Source organism: Streptomyces sp. NPDC102270 (assembly GCF_044766405.1).
Taxonomy (GTDB): domain Bacteria; phylum Actinomycetota; class Actinomycetes; order Streptomycetales; family Streptomycetaceae; genus Streptomyces.
On sequence record NZ_JBIWLX010000025.1, the window covers coordinates 95791 to 121695 of the forward strand.

The 25905-nt window shown below is 70.7% G+C and carries 18 protein-coding genes and 1 pseudogene; 9 read left to right on the plus strand and 10 right to left on the minus strand.

Annotation, left to right across the window (positions count from 1 at the left end; genetic code table 11):
• Positions 1-46: 46 nt before the first annotated feature.
• The 6 genes from ACIRP7_RS40015 to ACIRP7_RS40040 all read left to right on the plus strand — a co-directional run bounded on the left by ACIRP7_RS40015 (position 47) and on the right by ACIRP7_RS40040 (position 9508).
• The gene (locus ACIRP7_RS40015; RefSeq protein WP_403670199.1) at positions 47-256 is read left to right on the plus strand and encodes a hypothetical protein; all 210 of its coding nucleotides are present in this window, start codon (positions 47-49) and stop codon (positions 254-256) included.
• Positions 257-892: 636 nt separating this feature from the next.
• Positions 893-2101 (plus strand): cysteine desulfurase-like protein, encoded by a 1209-nt coding sequence (locus ACIRP7_RS40020; RefSeq protein WP_403670202.1) that lies wholly within the window; start codon positions 893-895, stop codon positions 2099-2101.
• A 14-nt stretch (positions 2102-2115) separates the two neighbouring features.
• Complete coding sequence (locus ACIRP7_RS40025; protein ID WP_403670205.1) at positions 2116-2904, plus strand: DUF427 domain-containing protein; 789 nt, start codon at positions 2116-2118, stop codon at positions 2902-2904.
• 135 nt (positions 2905-3039) lie between these two features.
• Positions 3040-6417, plus strand: coding sequence for a pyruvate carboxylase (locus ACIRP7_RS40030; RefSeq protein ID WP_403670207.1), 3378 nt, complete (start codon positions 3040-3042; stop codon positions 6415-6417).
• Between the two features lie 62 nt (positions 6418-6479).
• Positions 6480-7925: an alpha-amylase gene (locus ACIRP7_RS40035; protein ID WP_403670209.1), complete on the plus strand. Its 1446-nt coding sequence runs from the start codon at positions 6480-6482 to the stop codon at positions 7923-7925.
• Between the two features lie 107 nt (positions 7926-8032).
• Positions 8033-9508, plus strand: coding sequence for an MFS transporter (locus tag ACIRP7_RS40040; protein WP_403670257.1), 1476 nt, complete (start codon positions 8033-8035; stop codon positions 9506-9508).
• Here the strand turns inward: ACIRP7_RS40040 and ACIRP7_RS40045 are convergent.
• The 7 genes from ACIRP7_RS40045 to ACIRP7_RS40075 form a co-directional block, all read right to left on the minus strand.
• Positions 9483-10253, minus strand: coding sequence for a response regulator transcription factor (locus ACIRP7_RS40045; protein WP_403670211.1), 771 nt, complete (start codon positions 10251-10253; stop codon positions 9483-9485). The genes ACIRP7_RS40040 and ACIRP7_RS40045 overlap by 26 nt on opposite strands.
• Positions 10254-10461: 208 nt before the next feature.
• Positions 10462-13365, minus strand: a complete 2904-nt coding sequence (locus ACIRP7_RS40050) for a glycosyl hydrolase 115 family protein (RefSeq protein ID WP_403670259.1) — start codon at positions 13363-13365, stop codon at positions 10462-10464.
• A 204-nt stretch (positions 13366-13569) separates the two neighbouring features.
• Complete coding sequence (locus ACIRP7_RS40055; RefSeq protein WP_403670214.1) at positions 13570-15345, minus strand: NlpC/P60 family protein; 1776 nt, start codon at positions 15343-15345, stop codon at positions 13570-13572.
• A gap of 137 nt (positions 15346-15482) precedes the next feature.
• Positions 15483-16526 carry an NAD-dependent epimerase/dehydratase family protein gene (locus tag ACIRP7_RS40060; protein ID WP_403670217.1) on the minus strand — a complete coding sequence of 348 codons (1044 nt, stop codon included), beginning with the start codon at positions 16524-16526 and terminating at the stop codon, positions 15483-15485.
• A gap of 89 nt (positions 16527-16615) precedes the next feature.
• Positions 16616-17233 carry a hypothetical protein gene (locus ACIRP7_RS40065; protein ID WP_403670220.1) on the minus strand — a complete coding sequence of 206 codons (618 nt, stop codon included), beginning with the start codon at positions 17231-17233 and terminating at the stop codon, positions 16616-16618.
• A 49-nt stretch (positions 17234-17282) separates the two neighbouring features.
• Positions 17283-18491, minus strand: a complete 1209-nt coding sequence (locus ACIRP7_RS40070; protein WP_403670222.1) for a hypothetical protein — start codon at positions 18489-18491, stop codon at positions 17283-17285.
• 14 nt (positions 18492-18505) lie between these two features.
• Positions 18506-18892 carry a hypothetical protein gene (locus ACIRP7_RS40075; protein WP_403670225.1) on the minus strand — a complete coding sequence of 129 codons (387 nt, stop codon included), beginning with the start codon at positions 18890-18892 and terminating at the stop codon, positions 18506-18508.
• A gap of 95 nt (positions 18893-18987) precedes the next feature.
• Between ACIRP7_RS40075 and ACIRP7_RS40080 the strand changes: the two genes are divergently transcribed.
• Entirely contained in the window at positions 18988-19914 is a 927-nt protein-coding gene (locus ACIRP7_RS40080; RefSeq protein WP_403670227.1) for a hypothetical protein, read from the plus strand.
• A gap of 60 nt (positions 19915-19974) precedes the next feature.
• On the opposite strand, the pseudogene ACIRP7_RS40085 reads toward ACIRP7_RS40080, so the two are convergent.
• Positions 19975-20745, minus strand: a pseudogene (locus ACIRP7_RS40085) (enolase C-terminal domain-like protein); the annotation flags it as partial.
• 84 nt (positions 20746-20829) lie between these two features.
• On the opposite strand from ACIRP7_RS40085, the gene ACIRP7_RS40090 reads away from it, so the two are divergent.
• The gene (locus tag ACIRP7_RS40090) at positions 20830-21696 is read left to right on the plus strand and encodes a fructosamine kinase family protein (protein ID WP_403670230.1); all 867 of its coding nucleotides are present in this window, start codon (positions 20830-20832) and stop codon (positions 21694-21696) included.
• Positions 21697-21959: 263 nt separating this feature from the next.
• Here ACIRP7_RS40090 and ACIRP7_RS40095 read toward each other — a convergent pair whose 3' ends face one another.
• Complete coding sequence (locus ACIRP7_RS40095; RefSeq protein WP_403670233.1) at positions 21960-24131, minus strand: hypothetical protein; 2172 nt, start codon at positions 24129-24131, stop codon at positions 21960-21962.
• Between the two features lie 75 nt (positions 24132-24206).
• The gene (locus ACIRP7_RS40100) at positions 24207-24590 is read right to left on the minus strand and encodes a DUF5997 family protein (protein ID WP_403670235.1); all 384 of its coding nucleotides are present in this window, start codon (positions 24588-24590) and stop codon (positions 24207-24209) included.
• Positions 24591-24648: 58 nt separating this feature from the next.
• Between ACIRP7_RS40100 and ACIRP7_RS40105 the strand changes: the two genes are divergently transcribed.
• Positions 24649-25434: a LysR substrate-binding domain-containing protein gene (locus ACIRP7_RS40105; RefSeq protein WP_403670237.1), complete on the plus strand. Its 786-nt coding sequence runs from the start codon at positions 24649-24651 to the stop codon at positions 25432-25434.
• Positions 25435-25905: the final 471 nt, after the last annotated feature.

Below are 25905 nucleotides of genomic sequence, written 5' to 3' on the forward strand. Positions count from 1 at the left end.
GGTGGGGGGCCATGAATCGGGTCCGGCGGGGGAGGTTGCGGGCGCGGTGAGCGGCTGGGTTCCCGGGGCCGGCTGGGTCCAGGGAGCGGCGCGTGATGTGCGGCGAGGGGTGCCCGAGGTCGCGCTGGGCCGGATGGCGGCCGGGGGACGGGACCGGTTCTCCGAACATGTCGAGGACCTGATCCGTACCCGGGACGCCCTGGACGGGTTGATGGCGGTGAACCGGGCTCACCGGGAGACTTTGCGGGCGGGGTGACGGGGCGCGTTTCCGGGAGCGACCGGTCCGTCCGGGGCGCTCTCGGCGGGTGGGGGCCATGAATCGGGTCCGGCGGGGGAGGTTGCGGGCGCGGTGAGCGGCTGGGTTCCCGGGGCCGGCCGGGTCCAGGGAGCGGCGCGTGAGGTACGGGAGGGGGTGTCTGAGGTCGCGCTGGGACGGATGGCGGCCGGGGAGTGGGACCGGTTCTGCGGGCATATCGCGGACCTGATCCGTACCCGGGACGGCCATGAATCGGGTTCACCGCGAGAGCCTGCGGGCCGGGTGCGGGCTGAGTATCCGGGAGCGGCCGGGTCCCCCGATTCCCCGGCGTGCTGATGGCCTGATCGGGGCCACCGGAAGAAACTGCGGACGGGGTGACAGGTTGAGTCCCGGGGCCGGCCAGGGCGGCCTGATCCGCCCGGGACGGCATGGGCGGGGTGATGGCCATGAACCCGGTTCACCGCGAGAGCCTGCGAGCGAGGTGACGGGCTGGGTCTCCGGGACCGCCAGGTCCACCTGATCCGCATCGGGACGCCCCACTCCCGCTGACGGCCACGAACCCCGCCGCCCACCGCGAGGGCCTTCGTGGCGTGACAGGCTGGGGGCACCGCAGTCGGTCGGATCGAGGAGCTCTACGTGACGTATGACATCGACGCCCTCCGCTCCCACTTCCCGGCTCTGGCCGCCGGCATCGCCCACTTCGACGGTCCCGGCGGTACCCAGACCCCCGAACCGGTCATCCGAGCCATCGCCGACGCCCTGGCGCAGCCCCTGTCGAACCGGGGACGCGTGACACCGGGGGAGCGCAATGCCGAGCGGATCGTCACCGAGGCCCGGCGGGCCATGGCCGATCTGCTCGGGGCGGACCCGGCGGGGATCGTCTTCGGCCGCAGCGCCACCCAGCTCACCTACGATTTTTCGCGCACCCTCGCCAAAGCCTGGTCACCCGGCGACGAGGTGGTCGTCACCCGCCTCGACCACGACGCCAACATCCGCCCCTGGGTCCAGGCCGCCGAACAGGCCGGTGCCACCGTGCGGTGGGCCGAATTCGACCCGAAGACGGGGGAGTTGACGGTCGACGCGATCCGGGCCGTGCTGTCCGGGCGCACCCGGCTCGTCGCCGTCACCGCCGCCTCCAACCTGATCGGCACCCGCCCCGACGTCCCCGCGATCGCCGAGGCGGCCCACGAGGTCGGCGCACTCGTCCACGTCGACGGCGTCCACCACACCGCCCACTGCCTCGTGGACCTGGAGCAGCTCGGCGCGGACTTCTTCGTCTGCTCGCCGTACAAGTTCCTCGGCCCGCACCACGGAGTCCTCGCCGCCCGACCGGAGTTGCTGGAGACCCTGCGCCCGGACAAGCTCCTGCCCTCCACCGACACCGTCCCGGAGCGCTTCGAACTGGGCACACTGCCCTACGAGTTCCTCGCCGGCACCACCGCGGCGGTCGACTTCCTCGCCGAGCGGCCGGACCCGGACGCCACCGGCGGCCGGAGGGAGCGGCTGGCCGCCGGGTTCGCCGCCCTCGAAGCCCACGAACACGTCCTGCGCGACCGGATCGACAAAGGGCTGGCCGCGCTCGACGGCGTGACCGTCCACTCCAGGGCCGCCGACCGCACCCCGACCGTCCTGCTGACCTTCGACCACCACAGCACGGCCGACGCGTACGCCTTCCTCGCCGAGCGCGGCGTCCAGGCCCCCGCCGGCTCCTTCTACGCCGTCGAGGCATCCCGCCACCTCGGCCTCGGCGACACCGGCGGCCTGCGCGTCGGCCTCGCCCCCTACAACGACGTACAGGACGTCGACCGGCTCCTGACAGGACTGGCAGACTTCCTGAAGAGGTGAAGGGAGAGCCGCCCATGACCACATTCCCCACCGCACGAGACGTACGGACCACCCCGGAAGGCCTGCTGTGGGAGCCCAGCGAACGCTGGGTGCGCGGCCGCAAGGCAGACGTCACCGTCGTCGACAGCCGGCACCCCGTCCTCGTCTGGGAGCCCGACGTACCCGTACCGGTCTACGCCTTCCCGCGCGCCGACGTCCGCGAGGACCTGCTCCGGCCCGCCAAGAACCCGGCGACCGGCACCCACACCGGATCGCAGGTCTTCCACGACCTCGAGGTGGACGGCGAACTCGTCGAGAACGCCGCCTGGACCTTCCCGGCCGCCGACCTCGCCGGGCACATCGCCTTCGCGTGGTTCCGGCGCTGGGGCACCGGGCTCGACCACTGGTACGAGGAGGAGGAAGAGATCTTCGTCCACCCCCGCGACCCGCACAAACGCGTCGACGCCATGCCCAGCAGCCGCCATGTCCAGGTCGAGATCGACGGGACGGTCGTCGCCGACACCCACCGTCCCGTCCTGCTCTTCGAGACAGGCCTGCCCACGCGCTACTACATCCCGCGCGAGGACGTCCGCCTCGACCTCTTCGAAGCCACCGACCACCACACCGACTGCCCCTACAAGGGCACCGCCGAGTACTGGTCGCTGGGCGATCACGCGAACATCATCTGGAGCTACCCGGACCCGCTCCCCGCCGTGCCCGCCGTCAAGGGGCTGCTCGCGTTCTTCAACGAAGCCGTCGACCTCACCGTGGACGGGGAGCGCCTGGAGCGGCCGGTGACCCCCTTCACCGGAACCGTGAAGTGATCGTCCCGTGCGGCCACCGCCGTACCTGCGCGAATCACCTCCAAACCGTCCGCGACACGTGACCTGACTCTCATGGCCACCGGCGGTCTTTGCCGAGAACATGGGTGCGTCACCGGCAGGCCGAAGGGAACGGGAATGCTCCGCAAGGTACTGGTCGCCAACCGTGGTGAGATCGCGATCCGCGCGTTTCGCGCGGGATTCGAGGTGGGCGCGAGGACGGTCGCCGTCTTCCCCCACGAGGACCGCAACTCACTGCACCGACTCAAAGCCGACGAGGCCTACGAGATCGGCGAACCGGGCCATCCCGTGCGGGCCTACCTCTCCGTCGACGAGATCATCCGCGCCGCCCGCCAGGCCGGCGCCGACGCCGTCTACCCCGGGTACGGCTTCCTCTCCGAGAACCCCGAGCTCGCGCGGGCCTGCGAGGAAGCCGGAATCACCTTCGTCGGCCCCAGCGCCGACATCCTCGAACTGACCGGCAACAAGGCCCGCGCGGTCGCCGCCGCCCGCGCCGCCGGCGTACCGGTGCTCGGCTCCTCGGCGCCCTCCACCGACGTGGACGAGCTGGTCAGGGCGGCCGAGGACGTCGGCTTCCCGGTGTTCGTCAAGGCCGTCGCCGGTGGTGGCGGGCGCGGCATGCGCCGGGTCGAGGACCGCGCCCAGCTGCGCGAGTCCATCGAGGCGGCCGCGCGCGAGGCGGCCTCGGCCTTCGGTGACTCGACCGTCTTCCTGGAGAAGGCCGTCGTCGAGCCCCGCCACATCGAGGTGCAGATCCTCGCCGACGGGCAGGGCAACGTCATCCATCTGTACGAACGCGACTGCTCGGTTCAGCGCCGCCACCAGAAGGTCATCGAGCTCGCCCCCGCGCCCAACCTCGACCCGGACCTGCGCGACCGGATCTGCGCCGACGCCGTCCGCTTCGCCCGCGAGATCGGCTACCGCAACGCGGGCACCGTCGAGTTCCTCCTCGACCGTGAGGGCAACCACGTCTTCATCGAGATGAACCCGCGCATCCAGGTCGAGCACACGGTCACCGAGGAGGTCACCGACGTCGACCTCGTCCAGGCCCAGCTCCGGATCGCGGCGGGCGCGACCCTCGCCGACCTCGGCCTCTCCCAGGAGGCGGTGCAGCTGCACGGCGCGGCCCTCCAGTGCCGTATCACCACCGAGGACCCCGCCAACGGTTTCCGCCCGGACACCGGCCGCATCAGCGCCTACCGCTCGCCCGGCGGCTCCGGCATCCGTCTCGACGGCGGAACCACCCACGCCGGTACGGAGATCAGCGCCCACTTCGACTCGATGCTGGTCAAACTCAGCTGCCGGGGACGGGACTTCACCACCGCGGTCAACCGGGCCCGGCGTGCCGTGGCCGAGTTCCGCATCCGCGGCGTGGCCACCAACATCCCGTTCCTCCAAGCGGTGTTGGACGACCCGGACTTCCAGTCGGGCAACGTCACCACGTCGTTCATCGAGCAGCGTCCGCACCTGCTGACGGCCCGTCACTCCGCCGACCGCGGCACGAAGTTGCTGACCTACCTGGCCGACGTGACGGTCAACAAGCCGCACGGCGAGCGGCCCGACCTGATCGACCCGGTCAGCAAGCTGCCCCGGGTGGACACCGCGGTGGAGCCGCCCGCGGGCTCCAAGCAGAAGCTCACCGAGCTCGGCCCCGAGGGCTTCGCCCGCTGGCTGCGCGAGTCGCCGACCATCGGCGTCACCGACACCACCTTCCGCGACGCCCACCAGTCGCTGCTGGCCACACGCGTGCGGACCAAGGACATGCTCGCGGTCGCCCCGACGGTCGCCCGCACCCTGCCCGAGCTGCTCTCCCTGGAGTGCTGGGGCGGCGCCACCTATGACGTCGCCCTGCGCTTCCTCGCCGAGGATCCCTGGGAGCGGCTCGCCGCCCTGCGCGAGGCCGTGCCCAACATCTGCCTCCAGATGCTGCTGCGCGGCCGCAACACCGTCGGTTACACCCCGTACCCGACCGAGGTGACGGACGCCTTCGTGCAGGAGGCCGCCGAGACCGGCATCGACATCTTCCGCATCTTCGACGCCCTCAACGACGTCAGCCAGATGCGTCCCGCCATCGAGGCCGTACGCGCCACCGGCACCTCGATCGCCGAGGTCGCCCTCTGCTACACCTCGGACCTCTCCGACCCGAACGAGCGCCTCTACACCCTCGACTACTACCTGCGCCTCGCCGAGCAGATCGTCGACGCGGGCGCCCACGTCCTGGCCGTCAAGGACATGGCGGGCCTGCTGCGCGCCCCCGCCGCGGCCAAGCTCGTCTCGGCGCTGCGCCGCGAGTTCGAGCTGCCGGTGCACATCCACACCCACGACACCTCCGGCGGCCAGCTCGCCACCTACCTGGCCGCGATCCAGGCGGGCGCGGACGCCGTGGACGGCGCCGTGGCCTCCATGGCCGGCACGACCTCGCAGCCCTCCCTCTCCGCGATCGTCGCCGCGACCGACCACTCCGACCGGCCGACGGGGCTGGATCTGCGGGCCGTCGGCGACCTGGAGCCGTACTGGGAGAGCGTCCGCAAGATCTACGCCCCCTTCGAGGCGGGCCTCGCCTCCCCGACCGGGCGCGTCTACGACCACGAGATCCCCGGCGGCCAGCTCTCCAACCTGCGCACCCAGGCCGTCGCGCTCGGCCTCGGCGACCGCTTCGAGGACATCGAGGCGATGTACGCCGCCGCCGACAGGATCCTCGGCCACCTGGTCAAGGTCACCCCCTCCTCCAAGGTGGTCGGCGACCTCGCCCTGCACCTGGTCGGCGCCGGGGTCACCCCCAAGGAGTTCGAGGAGACCCCGGACCGCTTCGACATCCCCGACTCGGTCATCGGCTTCCTGCGCGGCGAACTCGGCACCCCGCCCGGCGGCTGGCCCGAGCCGTTCCGCACCAAGGCCCTGCAGGGCCGCGCCGACGCCAAGCCCGTCAAGGAACTGAACGCCGAGGACCGCAGCGGCCTGGAGAAGGACCGCCGCTCGACCCTCAACCGGCTCCTGTTCCCGGCCCCGACCCGCGAGTACGAGACACACCGTCAGTCCTATGGCGACACCAGCCTCCTGGACAGCAAGGACTTCTTCTACGGCCTGCGTCCGGGCAAGGAGTACGCCGTCGACCTGGAGCCCGGCGTGCGGCTCCTCATCGCGCTGGAGGCGATCGGCGAGGCCGACGAGCGGGGCATGCGCACGGTGATGTCCACGCTCAACGGCCAGCTGCGGCCCATCCAGATCCGCGATGCCGCCGTCTCCTCGGACATCCCGGCCACCGAGAAGGCCGACCGCTCCAACACCGGCCATGTCGCCGCCCCGTTCGCCGGCGTGGTCACACTTGCCGTGAACGAGGGCGACGAGGTCGCCGCCGGAGCGACCGTGGCCACCATCGAGGCCATGAAGATGGAAGCCTCGATCACCGCCGCGAAGGCCGGACGGGTCTCCCGCCTCGCCATCAACAAGATCCAGCAGGTGGAGGGCGGTGACCTGCTGGTCGAGATCGCCTGAGCCGGTGCGATCGCCCGCGGGGAGTCCTCGCGGGCGGCCGGTGACAGGGAGGAGCCCTCGGCATGACAGTGATCCACGAGATCAACACCCTTGTCTGGCTGGGCGAGTTGAGTCACCGCTACGGCCGTCCCGTCACCCTCGGCGACGTGCCCGGCAAGGTCTGGGACGGTGTCGCGCCGCCCGGCGTCGACACCGTGTGGCTGATGGGCGTGTGGGAACGCAGCCCGGCCGGAGTGGAGATCGCCCTGCGCGACCAGGGGCTCATGGCCTCCTTCCGTGAGGCTCTGCCCGACCTCACCGAGGCGGACATCGCCGGATCGCCGTACTGCGTACGCGACTACGTCGTGGACTCCTCTCTCGGCGGACCGGACGGACTGGCCACCGCCCGCGCTCAACTCGCTGCGCGGGGAGTGCGGTTGATCCTCGACCACGTCCCCAACCACGTGGCCCCCGACCACCCGTGGCTCACCTCGGACCCCGACCGTCTCATCCGGGGCACCGCCGACGACCTGGCCCGCGCCCCGGCCGGCTTCATCGAGGCCGGGGCGGGTATCTACGCCCGCGGCCGGGATCCGTACTTCCCGCCCTGGCCCGACGTCGTGCAGGTGAACGCCTTCAGCGAGGCACTCCGAGAGGCGACCGTCGCGACCCTCGTGGCCATCGGCGACCAGGCCGACGGCGTGCGCTGCGACATGGCCATGCTGCTGATGAACGACATCTTCGGCAAGATCTGGGGAGAGCGCGCGGGAACCGCCCCCGCCGAGGACTTCTGGCCCTACGTCATCGCGCGCACAAGGGCCCGCCACCCCGGCCTCCTTTTCGTCGCCGAGGCCTACTGGGACCTCGAACAGCCCCTCCAGCAGCAGGGCTTCGACCTCTGCTACGACAAGCGCCTCTACGACCGTCTGCTGCACGAGGACGCCGACTCCGTCCGCGCCCACCTCGCCGCCGACCTCACCCACCAGCGCGGTCTCGTCCGCTTCCTGGAGAACCACGACGAGCCGCGGGCCGCCGCCACCCTGCCCGGCGACCGGGGACGCGCGGCGGCCGTCGCCGTGGCGACCCTGCCCGGCGCCACGCTCTGGCACGAGGGCCAGTTCGAGGGCCGCCGCGTGCGGCTCCCCGTGTTCCTGCGCCGCAGACCGCAGGAGCCCGTCGACGAGTCCCTGCGGGACTTCTACGGCCGACTGCTGCCCGCCGCTGCCGCCGTACGCCGGGGAGACTGGCGGCCGGTGACACCGACGGGCATGCCGGACAACCACACTCACCGCAACCTGCTGGCCTGGACGTGGACCCACGCCGACGCCCGCCACCTGGTCGTCGTGAACCACTCCGACCGCCCGGCCCAGGCAAGGCTGCCCCTGCCGTGGGACGACCTCAGGGGCCGCGTGTGCCGGGCGACCGACCTGCTCACCGGCGCGGTGTACGAACGTGACGGAGACGAACTGACCGGCTCCGGTCTGTTCGTGTCCCTGGAGGCCTGGGGCTACCACGTCCTCAAGTGGTGACGGCCACGGCGGGGGCGTACCGTCGAACGGAGACCATGAGCAGCGACCCGCAGGCGAGTTCTGCACCACGGACGGCCCCACCGGACTCCGGCGGCGGCGGAAACGTCATGGCCCTGCTGGTCATCGCGTCCTGCCAGCTCATGGTGGTGCTCGACATCACCATCGTGAACATCGCGCTCCCGGACATCCAGCGCTCCCTGGACTTCTCCACCACCAGCCTGGCCTGGGTGGTCAACGCGTACACCCTCACCTTCGGCGGGCTGCTGCTGCTCGGCGGCAGAACCGGCGACATCCTGGGCAGACGCCGCATGTTCGTCTTCGGAGTACTGCTGTTCGTGCTGGCCTCGCTGCTCGGCGGGCTCGCCCAGAACGAGGGCCAACTCCTCGCCGCACGCGCCCTCCAGGGCGTCGGCGGCGCCATCGCGTCCCCCACGGCCCTCTCCCTGGTCAGTACCACCTTCCGCGAAGGACCCGAGCGCAACCGGGCCTTCGGCGTCTTCGCCGCGGTCTCGGCGGGCGGCGGCGCGATCGGGCTGCTGGCCGGCGGAGTCCTCGTGGAGTGGCTGAACTGGCGGTGGGTGCTGTTCGTCAACGTCCCCATCGGACTGCTCATCGCGCTCGCCACGCCCCGCTGGATCCGCGAGTCCGAGCGACATCCCGGCAACTTCGACATCACCGGCGCGCTGACCGCCACCGCGGGCATGGTGCTGCTGGTGTACGGCTTCATCCGGGCCGCCCAGGAAGGCTGGCGGGACGCGCTCACCCTGGGTTCGTTCGCCGCCGCGGTCGTCCTACTCGTGGTGTTCGTGCTGATCGAGAAGCGTTCCCGGCAGCCGATCACCCCGCTGCACATGTTCGCCGACCGCAACCGGGCGGGCACCTACGGCATCATGCTGTGCCTCGCGGCCGCGATCTTCGGCATGTTCTTCTTCCTGACCCTCTTCACCCAGAACGTGCTCGACTTCAGTCCGCTGGCCACCGGGTTCGCGTTCCTGCCGGTCAGCGTGGTCATCGCGGTGGGTGCCGGTCTCGCCTCGCGGTTCCTGCCCGTGTACGGGCCGAAGCCCTTCATGGTGGGCGGTGCGATCCTCGCGGCGGCCGGGCTGGCCTGGCTGACCCTGACCGACATCCACTCCACCTACGCGGGCAGTGTCCTCGGGCCGATGCTCGTCTTCGGCCTCGGCATGGGCATGGAGTTCGTGTCGCTGACCCTGATGGCGCTCTCCAACGTGCCCACCGAGGAGACCGGCGCGGCCTCCGGGCTGCTCAACGCCACCCAGCAGGTGGGCGGTTCCCTCGGCCTGTCCATCCTGGTCACGATGTTCGGCACGGCCAGCACCAACGAGGCGGAGAAGCAGATCCCGAGCTTCCTCGCCCAGGCCGACCCGGCCGAACGCCGTCTCTTCGCCCGCACCGGTCAACTACCGGGCATCTGGGGCGACGAGGTCCTGACCGCCGGTGTCTCGGCCGCCTTCGTCGTGGCCGCGATCTTCGCGGTGCTCGCCGCGCTCATCGCCGTCGTGGTCATCCAGGTCCGCCCCTCCGACCTGGAACGCCTCAAGGGCGGGCCGCCGCTGCCGTAGGGACGAGCCCGAGCCGCTGGGCCTGCAGCACCGTGCTGACGCGGTCGTGCGTGCCGAGCTTGCGGTAAATGTTCGCGATGTGCTTGTGGACCGTACGCTCGGATATCCCGAGTCTGCGGCCTATCGACACGGCGGTCAGGGCGTCGCCGAGCAGGAGCAGCACGGTCGTCTCCCGGGGGGTGAGCGACAGGTCGGCCGCCTCCTCGGAGGGGGCGTCGAGCCGCCGCAGGAGCTGCCGCTGCTGCTCGACGGCGGCCATCAGGGGCTGCAACTGCTCGGCCAGACGCAGCTCGTCGTCGCTGAAGTCCCGCCCGGAGCGGTACACCATGCACCCGGTGACCGGGGTGGACGACTGCGGAAGCGGAATCCCCAGCACGTGATCGACGTCCAGGAGGTCGTCGAGCAACCGCGCGGTCGGGCTCCCCGACCAGGCACGGCCGACCAGCCGACGGGCCGTGACCGGGCTCCGGTCCGCTCCGCCCGCGTAGTGCCCCGCCAACGGGTAGCCCGCGCGCAGCAGTCCCGTCTCCTCGTCGCCGAGCGAGCCGAACTCCGCGTCGGCACCGGGGGACAGCCCGAGCGTGCCCTCGCTCTCGTTCCAGTTGTCCAGCTTGTAGATCAGGGCGTCGCCGCCGCACAGGTCCGGCAGTTCGGCCGCCAGCAGGGGCCACAGCCGATCGGGGTCGCGTTCGTGGAGCGCGGCCACGGCGACCGACAGCATCCGCTCATACGCAGTTGTACCCATACCGGCCCAGTACCTCGCTGACCCACACTTCATCCGAGCAACATCGACGTTCTCGGATGTACTCCAGCACATTGAAGCTCCGGCGGGCCGCAGTGGGGGGAGGGCGGCCCGTCGGATACGCCTGTCTCCCCGCGGGGACAGCAGCGCCGGCCGCGACGCGTGCGGGCCGCCGGCACGGGGGACCGGCGGCCCGCACGAAGCCCTGGCCCTACAGGTCCGGCGCCTGAAGACCGGGGCCCGGCGCGGGCTCCGGGTTGAACACCGGGTGGTAGCTCTCCGGCGGCGCGAGATACGTGGCGGGCAGCCCGCCGGTGTCGATCACGATCTGGTCCACGGCGATCGCCGGATCGACCATGAAGATCCTCAGCACATGCTCCCCGGCCTCGGCGACCGTCACGGTGGCGGTCAGTCTCTCGACGCCGTCCTCCACCTGGCGGGCCCAGGCGTCCCCCCGGTTGCCGGTCGCGACGGCCTGCCCGGACAGGACGGTCACCGGCTGGTCGTCGAGCCCGACGGCCAGCCGCCGTTGCCCGCGCTCGTCCAGCGACGGCAGCCGGAAGACGGTGACGGGAAAGGTGCCGGTGCCCCTGAACCGCACCCGGTATCGCAACTCCGGTGCCCGCGAGGCGAAGTCACCGGTGATCGGAGCCGCCGTGGACGGAACGGCCTCGACGGCTCCCGTACGCCGCCCGAGCCCGCGCACGGTCCGCCAGCGGCAGCCACCGCGCGACACCCGCTGGTCGGCGTGCGCGGCATCGATCGACACGTAGCCGTGAGCCTCGACGAAACCACGAGCCCTTCTGCGGCCGTTGACCACCCGCAGCGGCACCTCGAAGCGCTGCCCGGCGCCCGTAACGACCACCGCGGCCTCCTGCGCCCCCTCGGGAGCGCGTTCCCAGTCGATCTCGACCCACACCCGCCGCTGCTCGGTCAGCGAGCCTCCGGTGGCGCTGAGCACCACCCAGGGGTGACTGGCCTCGGCCGCCCACTCCAGGGGCAGGAACCCGGTGTTGAAGACATCGACGAAGCGCCGTTCGCGGGTGTACGAGGAGAACGACAGCGGCCGGGCCGCCCCGGTCTCGTTCCCCTCGGCGGCCACTCCGAGCCCCGTGGTCTCCTGCCGGGTGACCCGGGTGACGGCCGGACGCCCCGGCGCCTTCGGGATCTGCGACGGATACGGATTGATGAACCCGTCCCATTTCCCGCCCGCCACCTCCGTGTTGTACCGGCTGGTGAGCGCGGCCTCCGCCGTGTGCGCGGCCAGCGCGAGGTCCGCGAAACGGTTCGCACCGGCACCCCGGCCCTGCCGGACCGCGAGGGCGTTGCGGTCCGCCCAGTAGTACTTCAGGTTCATCAAGTAGGCGCCGTGCACCGGGTATTCGACCAGCTCGTAGAAGGCGTCCCGGTACGCCTCGGGGAGTTCGGCGCCCACCGCCCGGACCCGCGCGAGGAGGTGGTCGTACGCCGCCATCCGGCGCCCCGCCTCGTCACCGTGGTGGACGACGGAGACCAGGCCCGCGGCGATGAACTCCGGCCGCAGCTCCCCGGCGAGCCGGTAGTACTCCGTACGGATCGCGGCGATCTCGTGGGCGTGGCGCCGCCCGAACTGTCTCCCGGCCCACTCGGCGAGGAAGCCCTCGACCTCGTCGGCCTCCCAGCGGTCCACGTCCCAGGCCATGTCCATCGCGAAGGAGAGGCCGGTCTCGATCGACTTGACGTCACCCACGTTGAAGATCCACATGCGGTCGGTGCCATGCTCGTAGACCCGCCGCAACTCCTGCCACACCTTGGCCACCTGGGTCGTGTCCAGCCACAGGTAGCTCTTCGGACGTCCCCAGTAGGAGAGGTGGTAGTAGATCCCGTTGCCGCCCGGCCGCGCCCGCTCCGTCTCGTTCGGCAGCTGGCGCATGTTGCCGTGATTGTCGTCCGGCCAGATCAGCGTGACGTCGTCGGGAACCCGGACGCCCGCGTTGTACAGGTCCAGGACCTCCTTGTACGGGATGAAGATCTGCGGCTCGACCGCGGCGCCGACCTCTTCGGCGAGGATCCTTCGCTGGTCGGCGATGATGTCGTTCATCACCGCGACCTTCTCCGGGATCGTGGTGGCGTACCTCGTCTCCAGCGCGGAGTCGTGCAGACCCCGCATGCCGAGCGTCCAGCTGCTCTCGTACGCGGCGTTCTGTCTCGCCCGGGCTCTCCAGTAGTCGGAGATGACAGCGGGATTGACCGTGTAGTCGTACACCGGAGCGCTTCCGTCCGCGTTCGGATGCTCCGCGATCCACGGCTCCCACTCGTGGACGCCGTTGCGCAGCAGGGCCTCGGGGTGGCTGGAGCCGACGACGATGCCGTAGCGGTCGGCGAGTTCGGGGTTCTCCCGGTACTTGTTGAAGAAGTCGGAGTACGGGTGCATCGCGGGCCACAGGTAGTTGGCCTTGAGGCGCAGCAGCAGCTCGAAGACGCGCTTGTACGTCTCGGGGCCGATGTTCTTGTCGGTCTCCTGGGTGCGGTGCGACCAAGTGGTCAGGTTCTGCTCGTCGTTGATGAAGATGCCGCGGTAACGGACCGAGGGTTCGCGGCGGGTGAAGGGCCCCGCGGGCACGGTCACCGTGTCACGGCGCTCGACGGGGACGTCGGCCCACCAGTACCAGGGCGAGACGCCGATGCGCTCCGAGGTGTCGTAGATCGCGTAGACGGTTCCGCGCCGGTCGCTGCCCGCGATCACCAGGGCACGGTCGACGCCGGGCAGGGGGCGCTCGATCACCTGGGTCACGGACGCCTCCCAGCGGCCCCTGACCCGGGAGACGTCCAGGCGGCCCTGTGCGGCGAGCCGGTCGATGGCGGGGCTCGCGCCGAGGGTACCCACCAGGACGAGCAGGGGGGTGCTTCGCGGGAGCGTGCGCAGCAGGTCGGGTCTCGTCCCCGAGACCCGTTCGACGTCCGACTGGAGGTCGCCCGCGGCGCGGACGACGGCGGGGTCGTCCGCCGCGTCCACGAAGATGCCGACGGCCGTGCCTCCGGCCGCCAGCGGGAAGTCGGGGCGGCCCGACGAGGCCGCGTCGGCACTCGCCGGGATCAGGGCGGGGAGGAAGGGGGCCGCGCCGACGGCGGCCATTCCCCGGAGGAAGGACTTGCGGGTCCATTGGTGGTGCGGCACGAGACGCTCCCCCTGGTTGGCATGGTCAGGCCAGAAAGCGCTTTCTCCGGAACCCTAGGGGAGGGCTCGGGGGGCGTCCAGAGGTGTGCGTGAAGGGAGTGCGCGAGGGGACGTGTGAGGGGGAGTGCCGTGTCGCGTTCTTGTTCCGCGGCTTACGGGGTGTCAGGCGGGCCGTATCGCGCCGCGGATGATCGACTCGCCGGTCGGGTAGATCGACTCCTCGCGGATGGATGCCCCCGGGCCCGGTGCGTGGATCATCATGCCGTTGCCGGTGCACAGGCCCACGTGGCTGAAGTCGTCGTGGAAGAAGACGAGGTCACCGGGTTGCATGGCGTACAGAGGCACCGCCGTGCCGGTGCTCGCCTGCCCGAGGGAGGTGCGGGGGAGGGAGACGCCGGCGACCTTCCAGGCGGCCTGGGTGAGACCGGAGTTGTCGTACGACCCCGGGCCCGCCGCACCCCAGACACACGGCTTGCCGATCTGGGAGCGGGCGAAGGCGAGCACCTGGATGACCTTCGAGTCGTAACCGGGGTCCGCGGTGGGGAGGTCCGCGTTCGGTTCCGGGGCCAGGGTCAGGGGGGTGGCGACGGAGGCCTGGGTCGGCTGGGCTGTCTGCCCGTCCGGCTCCGGGGTGCGGGGGGCCGGGATGGCCGGGATGCTCCGGGTCACGGCGGGGGCGGCCGAGACGGGCGGGACCGTCCGGGTGGTGTCGACCGGCGGGGGTGCGATCGTCGCGAGGGGGGCGGTGAGGGCGGAGTACTCGGGGTGTCCCGTGGTGGTCTGCGCCGCGTACTGGGGATATCCGGTGGTCGTCCGTGCCACGTACTCGGGGAACCCAGTGGTTGTCTGTGCGGAGTACTGGGGGAAATGTGTGGCGGCCGAGGTGGCGTACTCCGGCAGCCCGGTGCCGAGTTGAGCGCTGTGGTCCGAGTAGCCGGTGGTGGGTGCGGTGTACTCGGGGAGGGCGGCGCCCGGCTGCCCGGTGTGGTCGGGCAGGGCGGTGCTGAGCTGCCCGGTGTGGTCGGGGTACCCCGTGCCGGCCTGCGGGCTGTACTGGGGGACGCCAGTGCCTGCCTGCGCGATGTACTCCGGGAAACCGGTCTCGGGTTGTGCGGTGTACGTCGGGAACGCGGTGTCGGTCTGCGGGGTGTACTCGGGAACACCGGCGACGTGCTGCGGGGTGTACTCCGTGACTCCGGTGACGAGTTGAGGTGCGTACTCGGGAACACCGGCGGCCGGTCGCGGCGTGTACTCCGGGACCTCGGTGACAAGGTGCTGGGTGTACTCCGGCACCCCGGTGACGGATTGCGCAGTACCGCCCACGGTGGGGAATTCGCCGGTGCCGGTGAGGTTCTGCGGTGTCGGTTCCGGTGCCCACGCGGGTGACTGGGCCGGGGCGGCGGTGAGGGCGGCCGCTGCGGGCTCGGGTCCGCTCGGCAGGGCGCGCACGGGTGTGGCGGTCAGTTCCGGCAGGGACCGTTCGGCCGGCTTCGGTTCGCGTGCCGCGGGCGCGTCCGACGGGCGCTGGCGCCGCGGCTCGGCACGGCGGGCGGCGACCCGGTCGGAGGGCAGGGTCGCCGCGATGATCGGACCCGTCTTCGCGCGGGCCATGCCGTACCACTGCTTGGCGATGTCGTCGAGGGCGGGATCACGGTCGGCCTTGCGCCCGGCGTCAGTCGTCGAACCGGTGCGGCCACGGGTGCTGGAAGCCGTGCCGGCCGCGCGTGTGGCGTTGTAGGTACCGGAGTCGTCCTCGGCGCGGTCGTAGAGGTTGGTGACCCGCCGGCTCACCTCGTCACGGCTCGGTCCCTCGTCGGCGGCGGCGTTCCCGGTCTGCGAGAGAAGAGCCGCGGAGGCCATCGCCGCCGTGGCGAGGGCGGAGTTGCGCTTGGCCGGGAGGCTGGACCCTCCATTGCGCGAAGTTCGATCCGGCGCCATGAAAGTCATGCCCCTTCCGTCGTGCTGGTCGCCGTCAACTTAGCCAACTTGTGAGGCTCACGTGAAGATTGAAGTGTGAAAAGTGTGAGATGTAACTGTGACCTTCGTCGCGTAGGAGCCGCTGCTCCCGGTGAGGATCAGCGCTTGCCTCGTTGTGTGCGCCATGCTTCGTAGTGGTCCAGGACCGTCTCCTCGACCGGGCGGTAGACGATGCCCAGTTCGTGCACGCTGCGGCTGTTGTCCACGCGGAAGCGGATGCCGAGGTGCTTTCGGATGTAGTCCTGGGTGAGCCCGAAGGCGGGGCCCAGGACGCGCACCGGCCAGTGGGGGAGCGCGGTGCGCGGGATGCGCAGGCCGCGGGGGCAGCGGGTACGGATGATGCAGGACATCTCGTGGAAGGACGTCATCGTCTCCGCGGCCAGGATGTAACGGCCCTTCGCGTCGGGCTTCTCCGCCGCCGCGATGTGCGCGTCGGCCACGTCACGGACGTCGACCGTGGTGAAGCTGAAGTCGGGGGCGCCGTAGAAGAAGTAGCCCTTGAAGAGCTCCTCCAGGAGAAAGAGGCTGCCGGACTCGGAGGCGGGTGTGAGGGAAGGGCCCAGGATCAGGCCGGGGTTGACGGACACCATGCGCCAACGGTCCTGCGCGGCCTCCGCGTCCCAGGCCGCGCGCTCGGCGACCGTCTTGGCGTAGTGGTACGGGTTGTTCTCCACCGTGCTGCTGGTGTTGAAGTACTTCTCGGACAGGATCTGCCCGTCCATGTCCCGTACGTCGGAGTAGTCGCCGAAGATCGCACCGACCGTGGAGGTGAAGACCAGTCGCTCGACCGACGGCGTCCGTTCGATGCCGGCCAGGACGTTGCGGGTGCCGGTCAGGGCCGGGTCGACCATGTCCTTCTGGCCGTCCTTGATCTTCTCCGGCATGAAGAACGGCGAGGCCACATGGAAGACCACGCGGCAGCCCGCCATGGCCGCGTCGAAGGAGCCCTCGGTGAGGAGGTCGGCCTCGAACAGGCTGAGCCTGCCGGGGAATTCGCCCTGCATGTCCCGCAGCGGGCGCACCTTCGCCGAGTTCGCGAGACTGCGCACGGTGGCGTGCACCTCGTAACCCCGCTCCAGCAGCCGCCGTACCAGATGGCTACCGACGAAACCGCTGCCACCGGTCACCAGGACTCCGCTCATGCCCTCGCTCCTCCACCCAGGGGGTGACATTGAAGCACCGGCGGATCTTCAGCGGGAGGTGGTGAGGTTCGGCCCTGCCAGGAGGCCGGCTATGGCTCCTCTCGCAATCGAGCCCACGTATGGGTGTCAAGGCCGTTATGGGGGGCGATGCGGGACAGTTCGGCGCCGTCGCGTCCCAGGGCCACGACGACGGGACGCGGTCCGTGGCTGGTGCGGGGGGACGTCCGGACGGCGATGAGGCTACGGTGCTCGGGAGCCTGGAACCGGCGGGCACCGATGAGCACGTGACCCACGTCCGGCCCGAGTCGCACTTTGACGCAGCTGATCCATGGGGCCGCGGAGAGGGAGTGCGGAAGGTCGCGGCCACGGGCGAGGCCGAGGGCGCCCGCGCCGTTGCGCACGTCGAGCACATCGACCTGGACAGGACCGTCTCCGGAACCGCTGCCGCCCCCCACGTACCGCCACCGCTCGCCGTACCACTCCATGAGCGCGATGTGCTCACGCGTCCTCGGTGACCTCGGACGCCACACGAGCCAGACCGCTCCAACGCCCGCTGTGTCGTCGACATCGGCCGACACCACGGTCAGCACACGCCGAGGCATCCACCACGGCTGCGCCCCGTCTCCCGCGAGCACCCGCCCCACCACGCCCCGCAGAAAGGTCTCCCACCGGGGGCCCGTCCACAGGGTCTCTCGCCGTGCCCACATACGCCTGCCATACCCGGCACGATCGAACGCCAGGCATGTCGAGGGCGGATCACTCCATCCAGCGGCGGTACACCGCGGCATAGGCCTGGTCCATCGCATGGTTGTAGGAGACCTTCTCGCCGAGGAGCGCCTGAGTGCCGAAGCGAAGTCCGAGCATGAGGTCGACGCGGCTGAGATCCAGGCAGGGCACTGTCCCGAAGGTCGGGAAGAACCCACAGGCGAGCGTCGTCCTCCGCTGCCGGTCCTTGGCGCCGGACAGGGAGAAGGCGTCGCCGTAGGCCGCTCTGATGTCCGCCTTGCGGACGAAGGGAAGGCGTCGCTCGGTGACCATGTCGGCGTCGGCGAAGAATCCGGTGGCGGGTACGGGGAAGTCACGGATGGCCCGGTGGTACGCGTCGACCCGGAATCGCGATGCCCGCATCCCAGTTCTGCACAGGTCGTGCAGTTCGGTGATGTCGACGGCATTGGTGAAAACCGGCCTGGGGTGCTGGTCGGGCTCCAGGATCGTGAACAGGGCGTAGTTGTGGCGCTTCTCGGTCTCCGTGAGCTGTTCTTCGATGACCCGGGCATCGCACAGGGCGTCGATCTCGCTGTCTGTGAGTCCGACTGCTTCGTTGAGGGCGGCGGCCGACGGCTCAGGTCGGTAGAGGCACCGCATCAGTACGGCGGAGACCCGTTGGAGATCCTCTCCGTAGGTATCCCGAGTGCGGATGAAACGGATGATGATTTTGGTGTACTTGGCGGGCAGGGAACCGCGCAGAGACAGCCAGTGGTCGTATGCGCCCTCGTCGAAGGCTTCGTGGAGGAAGGACAGTTCGGTGACCAGCGCATTGGCCTCCAGCAGGTCGACCAAGGTGATCGCGGGACCAATTCCGGAAACCGATGCGGGCTCGTACGCGGCGGCGTTACGGCGCGCCAAGCGGGCGGCGTTCACGCGGTGCCTTTCGATGAGTTCCGTGTGTTCCTCGCCGAGCACCTTTCCAGGGTTCCGCTCGCCGTTTTCCGACAGGGCCGCGATGACGGTGAGGGCCACCGCATTACGTTCGGCCTCGATCATGAACCGGTCGTAGAGCGGAGGGCAGAGCAACGCGTCGTGGAAATGGCGTATTTCGTGCAGGATCGTGGCCTCGGCCAGCAGGCGTTCCCTTTCCGGATCCGCCGACGGGCCGTCCTGCGCCTTCCAGGTCTCGGGACGGTGCCGGGCGAGTACGTCCGAGCGGATGAGGATCACCGGGACGCCGATGACGTGGGAACCCATCCTGCCTGTATGGGTCATGGTTGGAGGAGGCGCCTGATCTGTTCGGGAGTCAGTTCGGCGATGTTGTAACGCGCGCCCTCGACGGTGATGTTGATTTCGACGGGCGGGTTCGCGTGTACGGGCGGCGCATTTGTGCTCGGTTCGTCAGCGGAGTCGTTATGCCTCCGGCGTTGCTTGACCAGTTCGGCGAGCTGGACCAGGGCCAGAGCCGCTTGGCCCGCACTGACCACGAGGGTTCCGATACTCACCAACGTGTCGAACTCGAAGCCCAGGTCGCTTTCGGCGACCGGTGTTTCCGCGCTGCGCGAAAGTCCCGAATCGGAGCGGAACAACAGGTCGAAAACAGCTTCGGTGGACAGAGAGGCGGGAACGCGGAAAGAGATGTCGGCCTTGACTGTCACTTTTCCCCCAGTTAGTTAGGTCGGTGGCCGTGACTCAGTATGGCATGACGTCGATCAGCCCACTCGGAGTTCACGGAAGAAGTACTCTGACATTCGTGCGATCCGAGAAGAGCCCAGGTTATGCAGCTGCACGTCTCTACTACCCCGTCTCGCCCGCCCGGGCCGGCGATCCGGAGGCGCTCACGCGGAGCAAGGCCGATGCGCTCCGGGCGTGCGTGGGTGCCGACCTCGAACTGCGGGTGGAGACCACGCCGTTCAGTCCCGAACTCTTCGGTGTCTCCTCAAGGGGCCCCTGCGCCGAGGCCGTGCTGCGGCTCGTGGAGGCCGAGTGGTCCGACCACGTCCTTCCGCAGGTGCGCGGCATGGACGGGTCCCTGTTCCTCCGATTCCGCCTGGACGACAGCGAGTTCCTCCAGCAGTTGATTGACCACCGCGATCCCGACTGGGACCCCGAACTCGCCTTCCGGCGCCGGATCCTGCACTGGGGCACGCAGAACTGGGGCGGCCTCACCTGGACCCTGTCCGCAGGCGGCACACACCTGTACTGCTGCGACGTCGACGTCTTCCTCCCGGAGGAGCCGCAAGAGGTCATCAAGGACCTGTACCTTTACGTCCTCTCCTTCGACCCGGTGGCCTACGCGTGCGCCAGGTCGGATGAGGCGGGGGAAGCCCAGCGGGGCCGCGGTGGCCTCGACCAATCCGTGGTGCCCGACCGTGCGGACCGGCCTGCGGACCCACCGGGCGATCCCGGTACCGCCGCTCCGGCCGAGGACCCGCGTATCGGCCGATGTGTCGACTGCGGAACGTGGCTGACGCTGCCCTCAAGCATGCTGGCGGTCCTCGACGGCCCGGGTGGAACGGCCGTCGTGCCCTGCACAGGGTGCGGCAAGGGCCGTCTGGTCCGAATCAGCAGCGCGTCCGACCGCCGACTGGGCGGTGTCCGTTACGAGATGCTGCCCCCTCCGGACCCCTCGCTCATCCCGAAGGAAGTGCTGCGCGCCATCCAGCAGGTGGAGGACTAGCGGGCACGCACGGGACAGGGCGCCGGGGTTCGCCGGGCGCCCTGTGTCAAGAGGGCCCTCTCACCAACGAGGCAGCCGGAGTTCGTAGTCGGGCTGGAAGCGCCGCATGTATCCGGTGTCGTCGCGGCTGCGTACGCCCGAGTCGACGTAGAGGCGGTGGAGCCGGTCCAGGGCCTCGTGGTCGAGTTCCACACCGAGGCCGGGGCCCGTCGGTACCTCGACCTCGCCGTCGCGGAACTCCAGGACACCGGGGAGGACGACGTCGTCCGCCGAGTTCCACGGGTAGTGCGTGTCGCACGAGTGGTCGAGGTTCGGGATCGCCGCCGCCACGTGGGTCATGGCGGCCAGGCTGATGCCCAGGTGCGAGTTGGAGTGCATGGACAGGGCGAGGCCGAACGCCTCGCACACCGCGGTCAGTTCGCGGGTGCGGCGCAGGCCGCCCCAGTAGTGGTGGTCGGTGAGGAGGACCTGGATGGCGTTCTGTTCGATCGCCGGCTTCAGGTGCTCCCAGGCGATCACGCACATGTTGGTGCCCAGCGGCATCGGCGCGTCCTTCGCCACCGCGGCCATGTCCTCGATGCCCTTGGTCGGGTCCTCCAAGTACTCCAGGACACCGTCGAGTTCACGAGCGACGTACTTCGACGTCTCCACCATCCAGGCCGTGTTGGGGTCCAGGCGCAGCGGCTGCCCGGGGAAGGCCTCCGCGAGCGCCCTGATCGCGGCGATCTCCTCGTCGGGCGGGAAGACACCGCCCTTGAGCTTGAACGAACCGAATCCATACCGCTGCTGCATCAGCCGGACCTGCTCCACGGTTCCGGCAGGGGCCAGGGCTGAGAGTCTTCGCAGAGGCTCTGCACGAGCCCGTCGGGGAACGCTGGTGCGTAGGCAGTGGTGCGAGTGGTCGAGGAGGCGCGGATGTACGACCGAGGCGAGAGCCCGGGTGCGGTGGCGGCGCGGCTTACCGGCCGTACGGCGACGGATGAATGCCCGCTGTCCGGCGCGCTGACCGAAGTGGCCCTCGACGACGGCCGGTCGGTGATGGTGAAGCGCGCCGACAGCCCCGAGGAGGCGCGGGCGGAGGCGGCGGGCCTGCGCTGGCTGGCCGAGGCCGGCACGGTCAGGGTGCCGACCCTGCACGGTCAGGACGGCCACTGGCTGGTGACCGACCTGATCGAGCGGGGTCGGCCGAGCCGGGAGGCGGCGCTCGATCTGGGCCGGGCGCTGGCCGGGCTGCACCTCGCCGGGGCGCCCGCCTTCGGCTCCGCGCCACCCGGTGGTCCCCAAGAGGCGTACATCGGGCGCGCGGCGATGCGGAACGCCGAAGGCGCCGAGTGGCCGCAGTGGTACGCCGAGCACCGGGTGCTGCCCTATCTGCGGCGCGCGGTGGACGACGGCACGATCACGGTCTCGGAGGCCGAGGTGATCGAGCGGCTCTGCGCACGGCTGCCCGGGCTCGCGGGCCCCGCCGAACCCCCGGCCCGGCTGCACGGCGATCTGTGGAACGGCAACGTGCTGTGGGGCGCCGACGGCCACGCCCGGCTGATCGACCCGGCCGCGCACGGCGGCCACCGCGAGACGGACCTCGCGATGCTCCACCTCTTCGGCTGCCCGCACCTGGACGAGGTGCTGCGCGGCTACGAACAGGTGGCACCGCTCGCCGAAGGCTGGTCCGACCGCATCGGACTCCACCAGCTCTTCCCGCTTCTGGTGCACGCCGTGCTGTTCGGGCGAGGCTACGCGGAACAAGCCCTCAGTACGGCCAAGGCGGCCCTGGAACGGTAAGCGCACCGGTCCGGGCCGCCTGAGCCTGTGGCATCACCGACGAGGAAAGCGAGGGAGCTGATTTCACGCCCCGAGAGGCAGTCGCTGAGAAGGAAGCTTGCTCATGGCCTCGCCACGGGCGGCACGGCCGCGGTGACCCGCGGGTGCCTCCCGGTGCGATGTCAGCGGCGAGGAAAGCGAAAGGGCTGGAGCTTTGGAGGCCCGGTGATGAAACCGGTGAGAAGGAAGCCCCTTCATGGCCTCGCCACGACACACGCTAACAGTCACTCGGGGATCAAGTCGCGCAGGTTTTCCGGGGTGATGACCACCGAGTCCGGGTGCAGCCCCTCGGGACGCTCCAGTCCGATGTACGTCACGGGCACGTCCGGCACCGACTCGGCGTCCCAAGCCGCCACATCCGTAGCGCCGTTCGCCATCAGCCCGGTCAGATACCCGACCGTCAGCTGCTCTCGCTCCACGATGGCGCGCAGCAGCGTCGCCACCGACGCCTGGTTGCCCTCGACGCGGTTGTACGCCGGACGCCCCTTCAGGTACAGGTGCAGCCACTTGGCGTGCCAACTCCCGTCGTCCGCACGCCGGAACGCCAGCGGCAGCGCCACCCGGCCGGGCCCGCGCAGCTCCGACTTCATGCGCACGGTCCGCGCCTCGAAGGGCTGCCCCTTCTGCTCGGCCTCGCGCAGCATGAACCCGAAGAACGACTCCTCGGCCTCCTCGAACTGCTCCCCGGAGAAGATGTTGACCTGCGGCACGATGTACGTGCCCCGCACCGCCCCGAGCCGCAGATCGATGAACTCCGAAGCGCCGTCGGGGGCGTTGGTGATGTCGCCCGAGTGCTCGCCCTCCACCTCGCGGAGATTGGTGTACGACAGCCACGACACCGTGTCGTACTGCGCGTCCAGCAGCAGCGCCGACAGGTCGTAGTCGGTGACGCGCTGCTTCTGCTTCCAGTACACGAAGAACCGCAGCAGCTCCCCGTCGACCCGCGAGACGGAACCGCGGGGCAGCACACCGAGCCCCGCCGAGGTCGCCCGCCCGCTGAGCGGGAGCGCCACGTCGAGGATGTCGGGGTCGACCAACAGGCGCTGCGGGGACGGGAGTCGGCGACCGATCTCCGCGTCCAGCGCGGCGATCAACCGCTCACGGTCCGCCTCCGGTACGGCCGCACGCGTGTCGTCGGCGACGTGCGCACGGCCGAGACGGTTGATGAACACCCGCTGCCTGCCCGCCTCTTCGGCCCGGTTGTGCAGGTACTCGCGCACCGACAGCACAACCCGCCCGGAGACCTGCGGGGCGGTCTCCTCGACGGCGGCCACCACGGCGTCCCGCTCCTCCTGCGTGCGCGCGGTGCGCAGCAGCCGGTCCAGCGCACGGAACAGCCTGCCGGGCGCGGACCTGAGCAGCTCCGCGGCCCCGGTGACGTCGTCCGCCCCGAGCAGGGCCTCGACGCGGGCGTCGAAGGTGTACGCCTTCTGCTCGCCCCGGGCGACGGCGAACACCTCGGCGGCACGCGGCCACCGCGGGTACTCGTGCGGGTGCAGGCGCTCGCCGAGCCGCTTGAAGGCCTCACGGTGCGCGAGGACGTCGGCGAGCTTGGCCGGGGCCGCCGTCACGGCCGAGTCGAGCCCCGCGAGCAGCGCCCGGCGGACCGGACGCGACAGCGCACGGAAGCGGGTCGGCTCCTGGAGGGACACGTCCCCGCCCGACAACGCGCAGGCCAGCCGCAGCACATCGGTCACGGTGTCCAGCAGCAGGCTCGAACCCGCCTTCAGCCGGGCCTCGTTGACGACGGCCCGGTTCTCCCGCACCGGGATCGCCTCCGGCTGGGGACCGTCCACGCAGTGCTCGGCCAGCTCCTTGAGGTCCGCCAGGTGCTCGTCGCCGAGCGGCGTGCTGCTGCCGGCCAGCGCCAGGTACAGGGCGGTGACCTCGTCCTCCAGGGTGCCGCCCAGGTGCAGGACGGTCAGCCGGTCACCGACCGCGGCCGTCAGCTCGTCGTGCGCGGCGAGCATCTCGTCGTACGTGTGCCGGTAGGTGCCGTACGACGGCAGCGTGAGCAGGTTGACAACGCCGTTGCGCAGCTGGGCGAGGACGCCGGAGCGGGCCTTGCCGTCCTCCAGGGCCTCGCGCACGCAGCGCATCCAGAACTCGAAGGTGTCCGGGACGTTCGCCGGGAAGTCCTTGAAGTAGACGTTGTGCCGCACATGGTCGCCGGCCATCTCACGGACGGTGGCTAGCGTGGGGACGGCGACGTCGACGACCGTGCTCTCGGACAGCCCCGACAACGTCCTCAGCGCGTCGGCCGACAGCTTGAAGCCGACGGACATCAGCGCGGCGTCGAACTGCCGCGCCGCGACGTCGCCCTCACCGGCGGGGCCCGCGGGAGCGGGCAGCCGGAGGGCATGCCGAATGACCAGGGGTTCCAGACGGTGGACCATGCCGGAATGGTCGCAGAGGTGTTCGACCCGGCGCACCGGAGTTTTCGGGGCCCCGGGCGTCCGCGGGCCCCCGGGTCAGGACTCCTGGTCCTGCTTCTTCTCCTTGATGCGCGCCGCCTCCTTGCGGACCTCCGCCTGCGTGGCGCGCTCCTTCTCCAGCCACTCGGGGCTCTCGTCCCGCAGCGCCTCGATCTGCTCGGTGGTGAGCGGCTCGGTGACCCCGCCGCGCGCGAGACCGGCGATGGAGACGCCCAGCCGCGCCGCGACGACCGGACGGGGGTGCGGGCCGTTGCGTCGCAGGTCCTGCAACCACTGGGGCGGGTTCGCCTGGAGTTCGTTGAACTCGGCGCGCGAGACGACACCCTCCTGGAACTCGGCGGGGGTGGCAGGGAGGTACACACCCAGCTTCTTCGCCGCGGTGGCGGGCTTCATCGTCTGGGTGCTCTGGTGCGACGTCATACAGTCCAGAGTATCGGCCGCGCACGAGACCCCTGACCACAGTGGGTAACCTTGCCGCGTGACAGACTCGCCAGAACCCCGCTCCTTCCGGCTCGCGTACGTCCCCGGGGTGACGCCCGCCAAGTGGGTGCGGATCTGGCACGAGCGCCTGCCGGACGTCCCCCTGGAACTCCTCCAGATGACCGCCGCGGAGGTCTCCGACGCGTTGCGCGACGGGACCGCGGACGCGGGGTTCGTACGACTGCCGGTCGACCGTACGGTCTTCAGCGCGATCCCCCTCTACACCGAGACGACGGTCGTGGTGGTCCCCAAGGACCACGTGGTGACGGCGGCCGAGGAGGTCACGTCGGAGGATCTCGCCGACGAGGTCGTCCTCCACCCCCTCGACGACGTCCTCGGCTGGGACCGGCCGCCCGGCGAAGCGGCCTTCGAACGCCCGGCCACCACGGAGGACGCGATCGAGCTCGTGGCGGCGAACATCGGCGTCCTCGTCGTGCCCCAGTCCCTGGCCCGCCTCCACCACCGCCGCGACCTCACCTACCGCCCGCTCACCGACGCCCCGCAGTCCGACATCGCCCTGTCCTGGCGCGAGGACGCGACGACGGACCTGGTCGAGGACTTCATCGGCATCGTGCGGGGCCGGACGGTCAACAGCTCGCGGGGGCGGACGCAGCCGGAACCGGAACCCAAGAAGGGCAGGGGGAAGAGCGGCGGCAAGGCCCCTACCGCGGGGAAGGCCACGGCGAGGGGGACTTCGGGCGCGTCCAGGGGTTCCCGCGGCGGGGCTGGTGGGGGGTCGAAGGGCACGGGGGCGCGACGGGGGAAGCCGAGGCGCAAGGGGTAGGGCTTTTCTGGGCCGGCGGTCGGGACCCGGGACCCTGGACCCTGGATGGTCCTGCTGCGGGAGCGGGAGCGGGAGCGGGAGTCCGGGGGCCGGGTGCCGATGTCGGTGGCCAGGGGCTGGAACCGGGGTGCCGGGGGTTTGTGCCGGGCTTGGAAGCCGAGGTTGCGAGCCTCGGCGGGACCCGAGGCCGGAGTCTGGGGCCCGGGGCCCGCAGCCGGGAGCCGCGTGACGGGAGCCCACGGCAAGGAAGCCGTGTGCCGCGAGCCCCAGGCCGGGATCCGAGGGCTGGACCCGGGTGCCGGACTCCCGTACCGAAAGCGGGTGTCGGACCCGGGTGGGGGTACCGCGTGTCTTAACCGTGTGCCGGGCCGGGGCGCCGTGTGCCGCGAGCCCCAGGCCGGGATCCGAGGGCTGGACCCGGGTGCCGGACTCCCGTACCGAAAGCGGGTGTCGGACCCGGGTGGGGGTACC

Bases quoted from the DNA above. Each gene is read 5' to 3' on its own strand.
- ACIRP7_RS40025 (WP_403670205.1), top strand. From the start codon at position 2,116: ATGACCACATTCCCCACCGCACGAGACGTACGGACCACCCCGGAAGGC.
- ACIRP7_RS40030 (WP_403670207.1), top strand. From the start codon at position 3,040: ATGCTCCGCAAGGTACTGGTCGCCAACCGTGGTGAGATCGCGATCCGC.
- ACIRP7_RS40035 (WP_403670209.1), top strand. From the start codon at position 6,480: ATGACAGTGATCCACGAGATCAACACCCTTGTCTGGCTGGGCGAGTTG.
- ACIRP7_RS40040 (WP_403670257.1), top strand. From the start codon at position 8,033: ATGGCCCTGCTGGTCATCGCGTCCTGCCAGCTCATGGTGGTGCTCGAC.
- ACIRP7_RS40045 (WP_403670211.1), bottom strand. From the start codon at position 10,253: ATGGGTACAACTGCGTATGAGCGGATGCTGTCGGTCGCCGTGGCCGCG.
- ACIRP7_RS40050 (WP_403670259.1), bottom strand. From the start codon at position 13,365: ATGGCCGCCGTCGGCGCGGCCCCCTTCCTCCCCGCCCTGATCCCGGCG.
- ACIRP7_RS40055 (WP_403670214.1), bottom strand. From the start codon at position 15,345: ATGGCGCCGGATCGAACTTCGCGCAATGGAGGGTCCAGCCTCCCGGCC.
- ACIRP7_RS40060 (WP_403670217.1), bottom strand. From the start codon at position 16,526: ATGAGCGGAGTCCTGGTGACCGGTGGCAGCGGTTTCGTCGGTAGCCAT.
- ACIRP7_RS40065 (WP_403670220.1), bottom strand. From the start codon at position 17,233: ATGTGGGCACGGCGAGAGACCCTGTGGACGGGCCCCCGGTGGGAGACC.
- ACIRP7_RS40070 (WP_403670222.1), bottom strand. From the start codon at position 18,491: ATGGGTTCCCACGTCATCGGCGTCCCGGTGATCCTCATCCGCTCGGAC.
- ACIRP7_RS40090 (WP_403670230.1), top strand. From the start codon at position 20,830: ATGTACGACCGAGGCGAGAGCCCGGGTGCGGTGGCGGCGCGGCTTACC.
- ACIRP7_RS40095 (WP_403670233.1), bottom strand. From the start codon at position 24,131: ATGGTCCACCGTCTGGAACCCCTGGTCATTCGGCATGCCCTCCGGCTG.
- ACIRP7_RS40100 (WP_403670235.1), bottom strand. From the start codon at position 24,590: ATGACGTCGCACCAGAGCACCCAGACGATGAAGCCCGCCACCGCGGCG.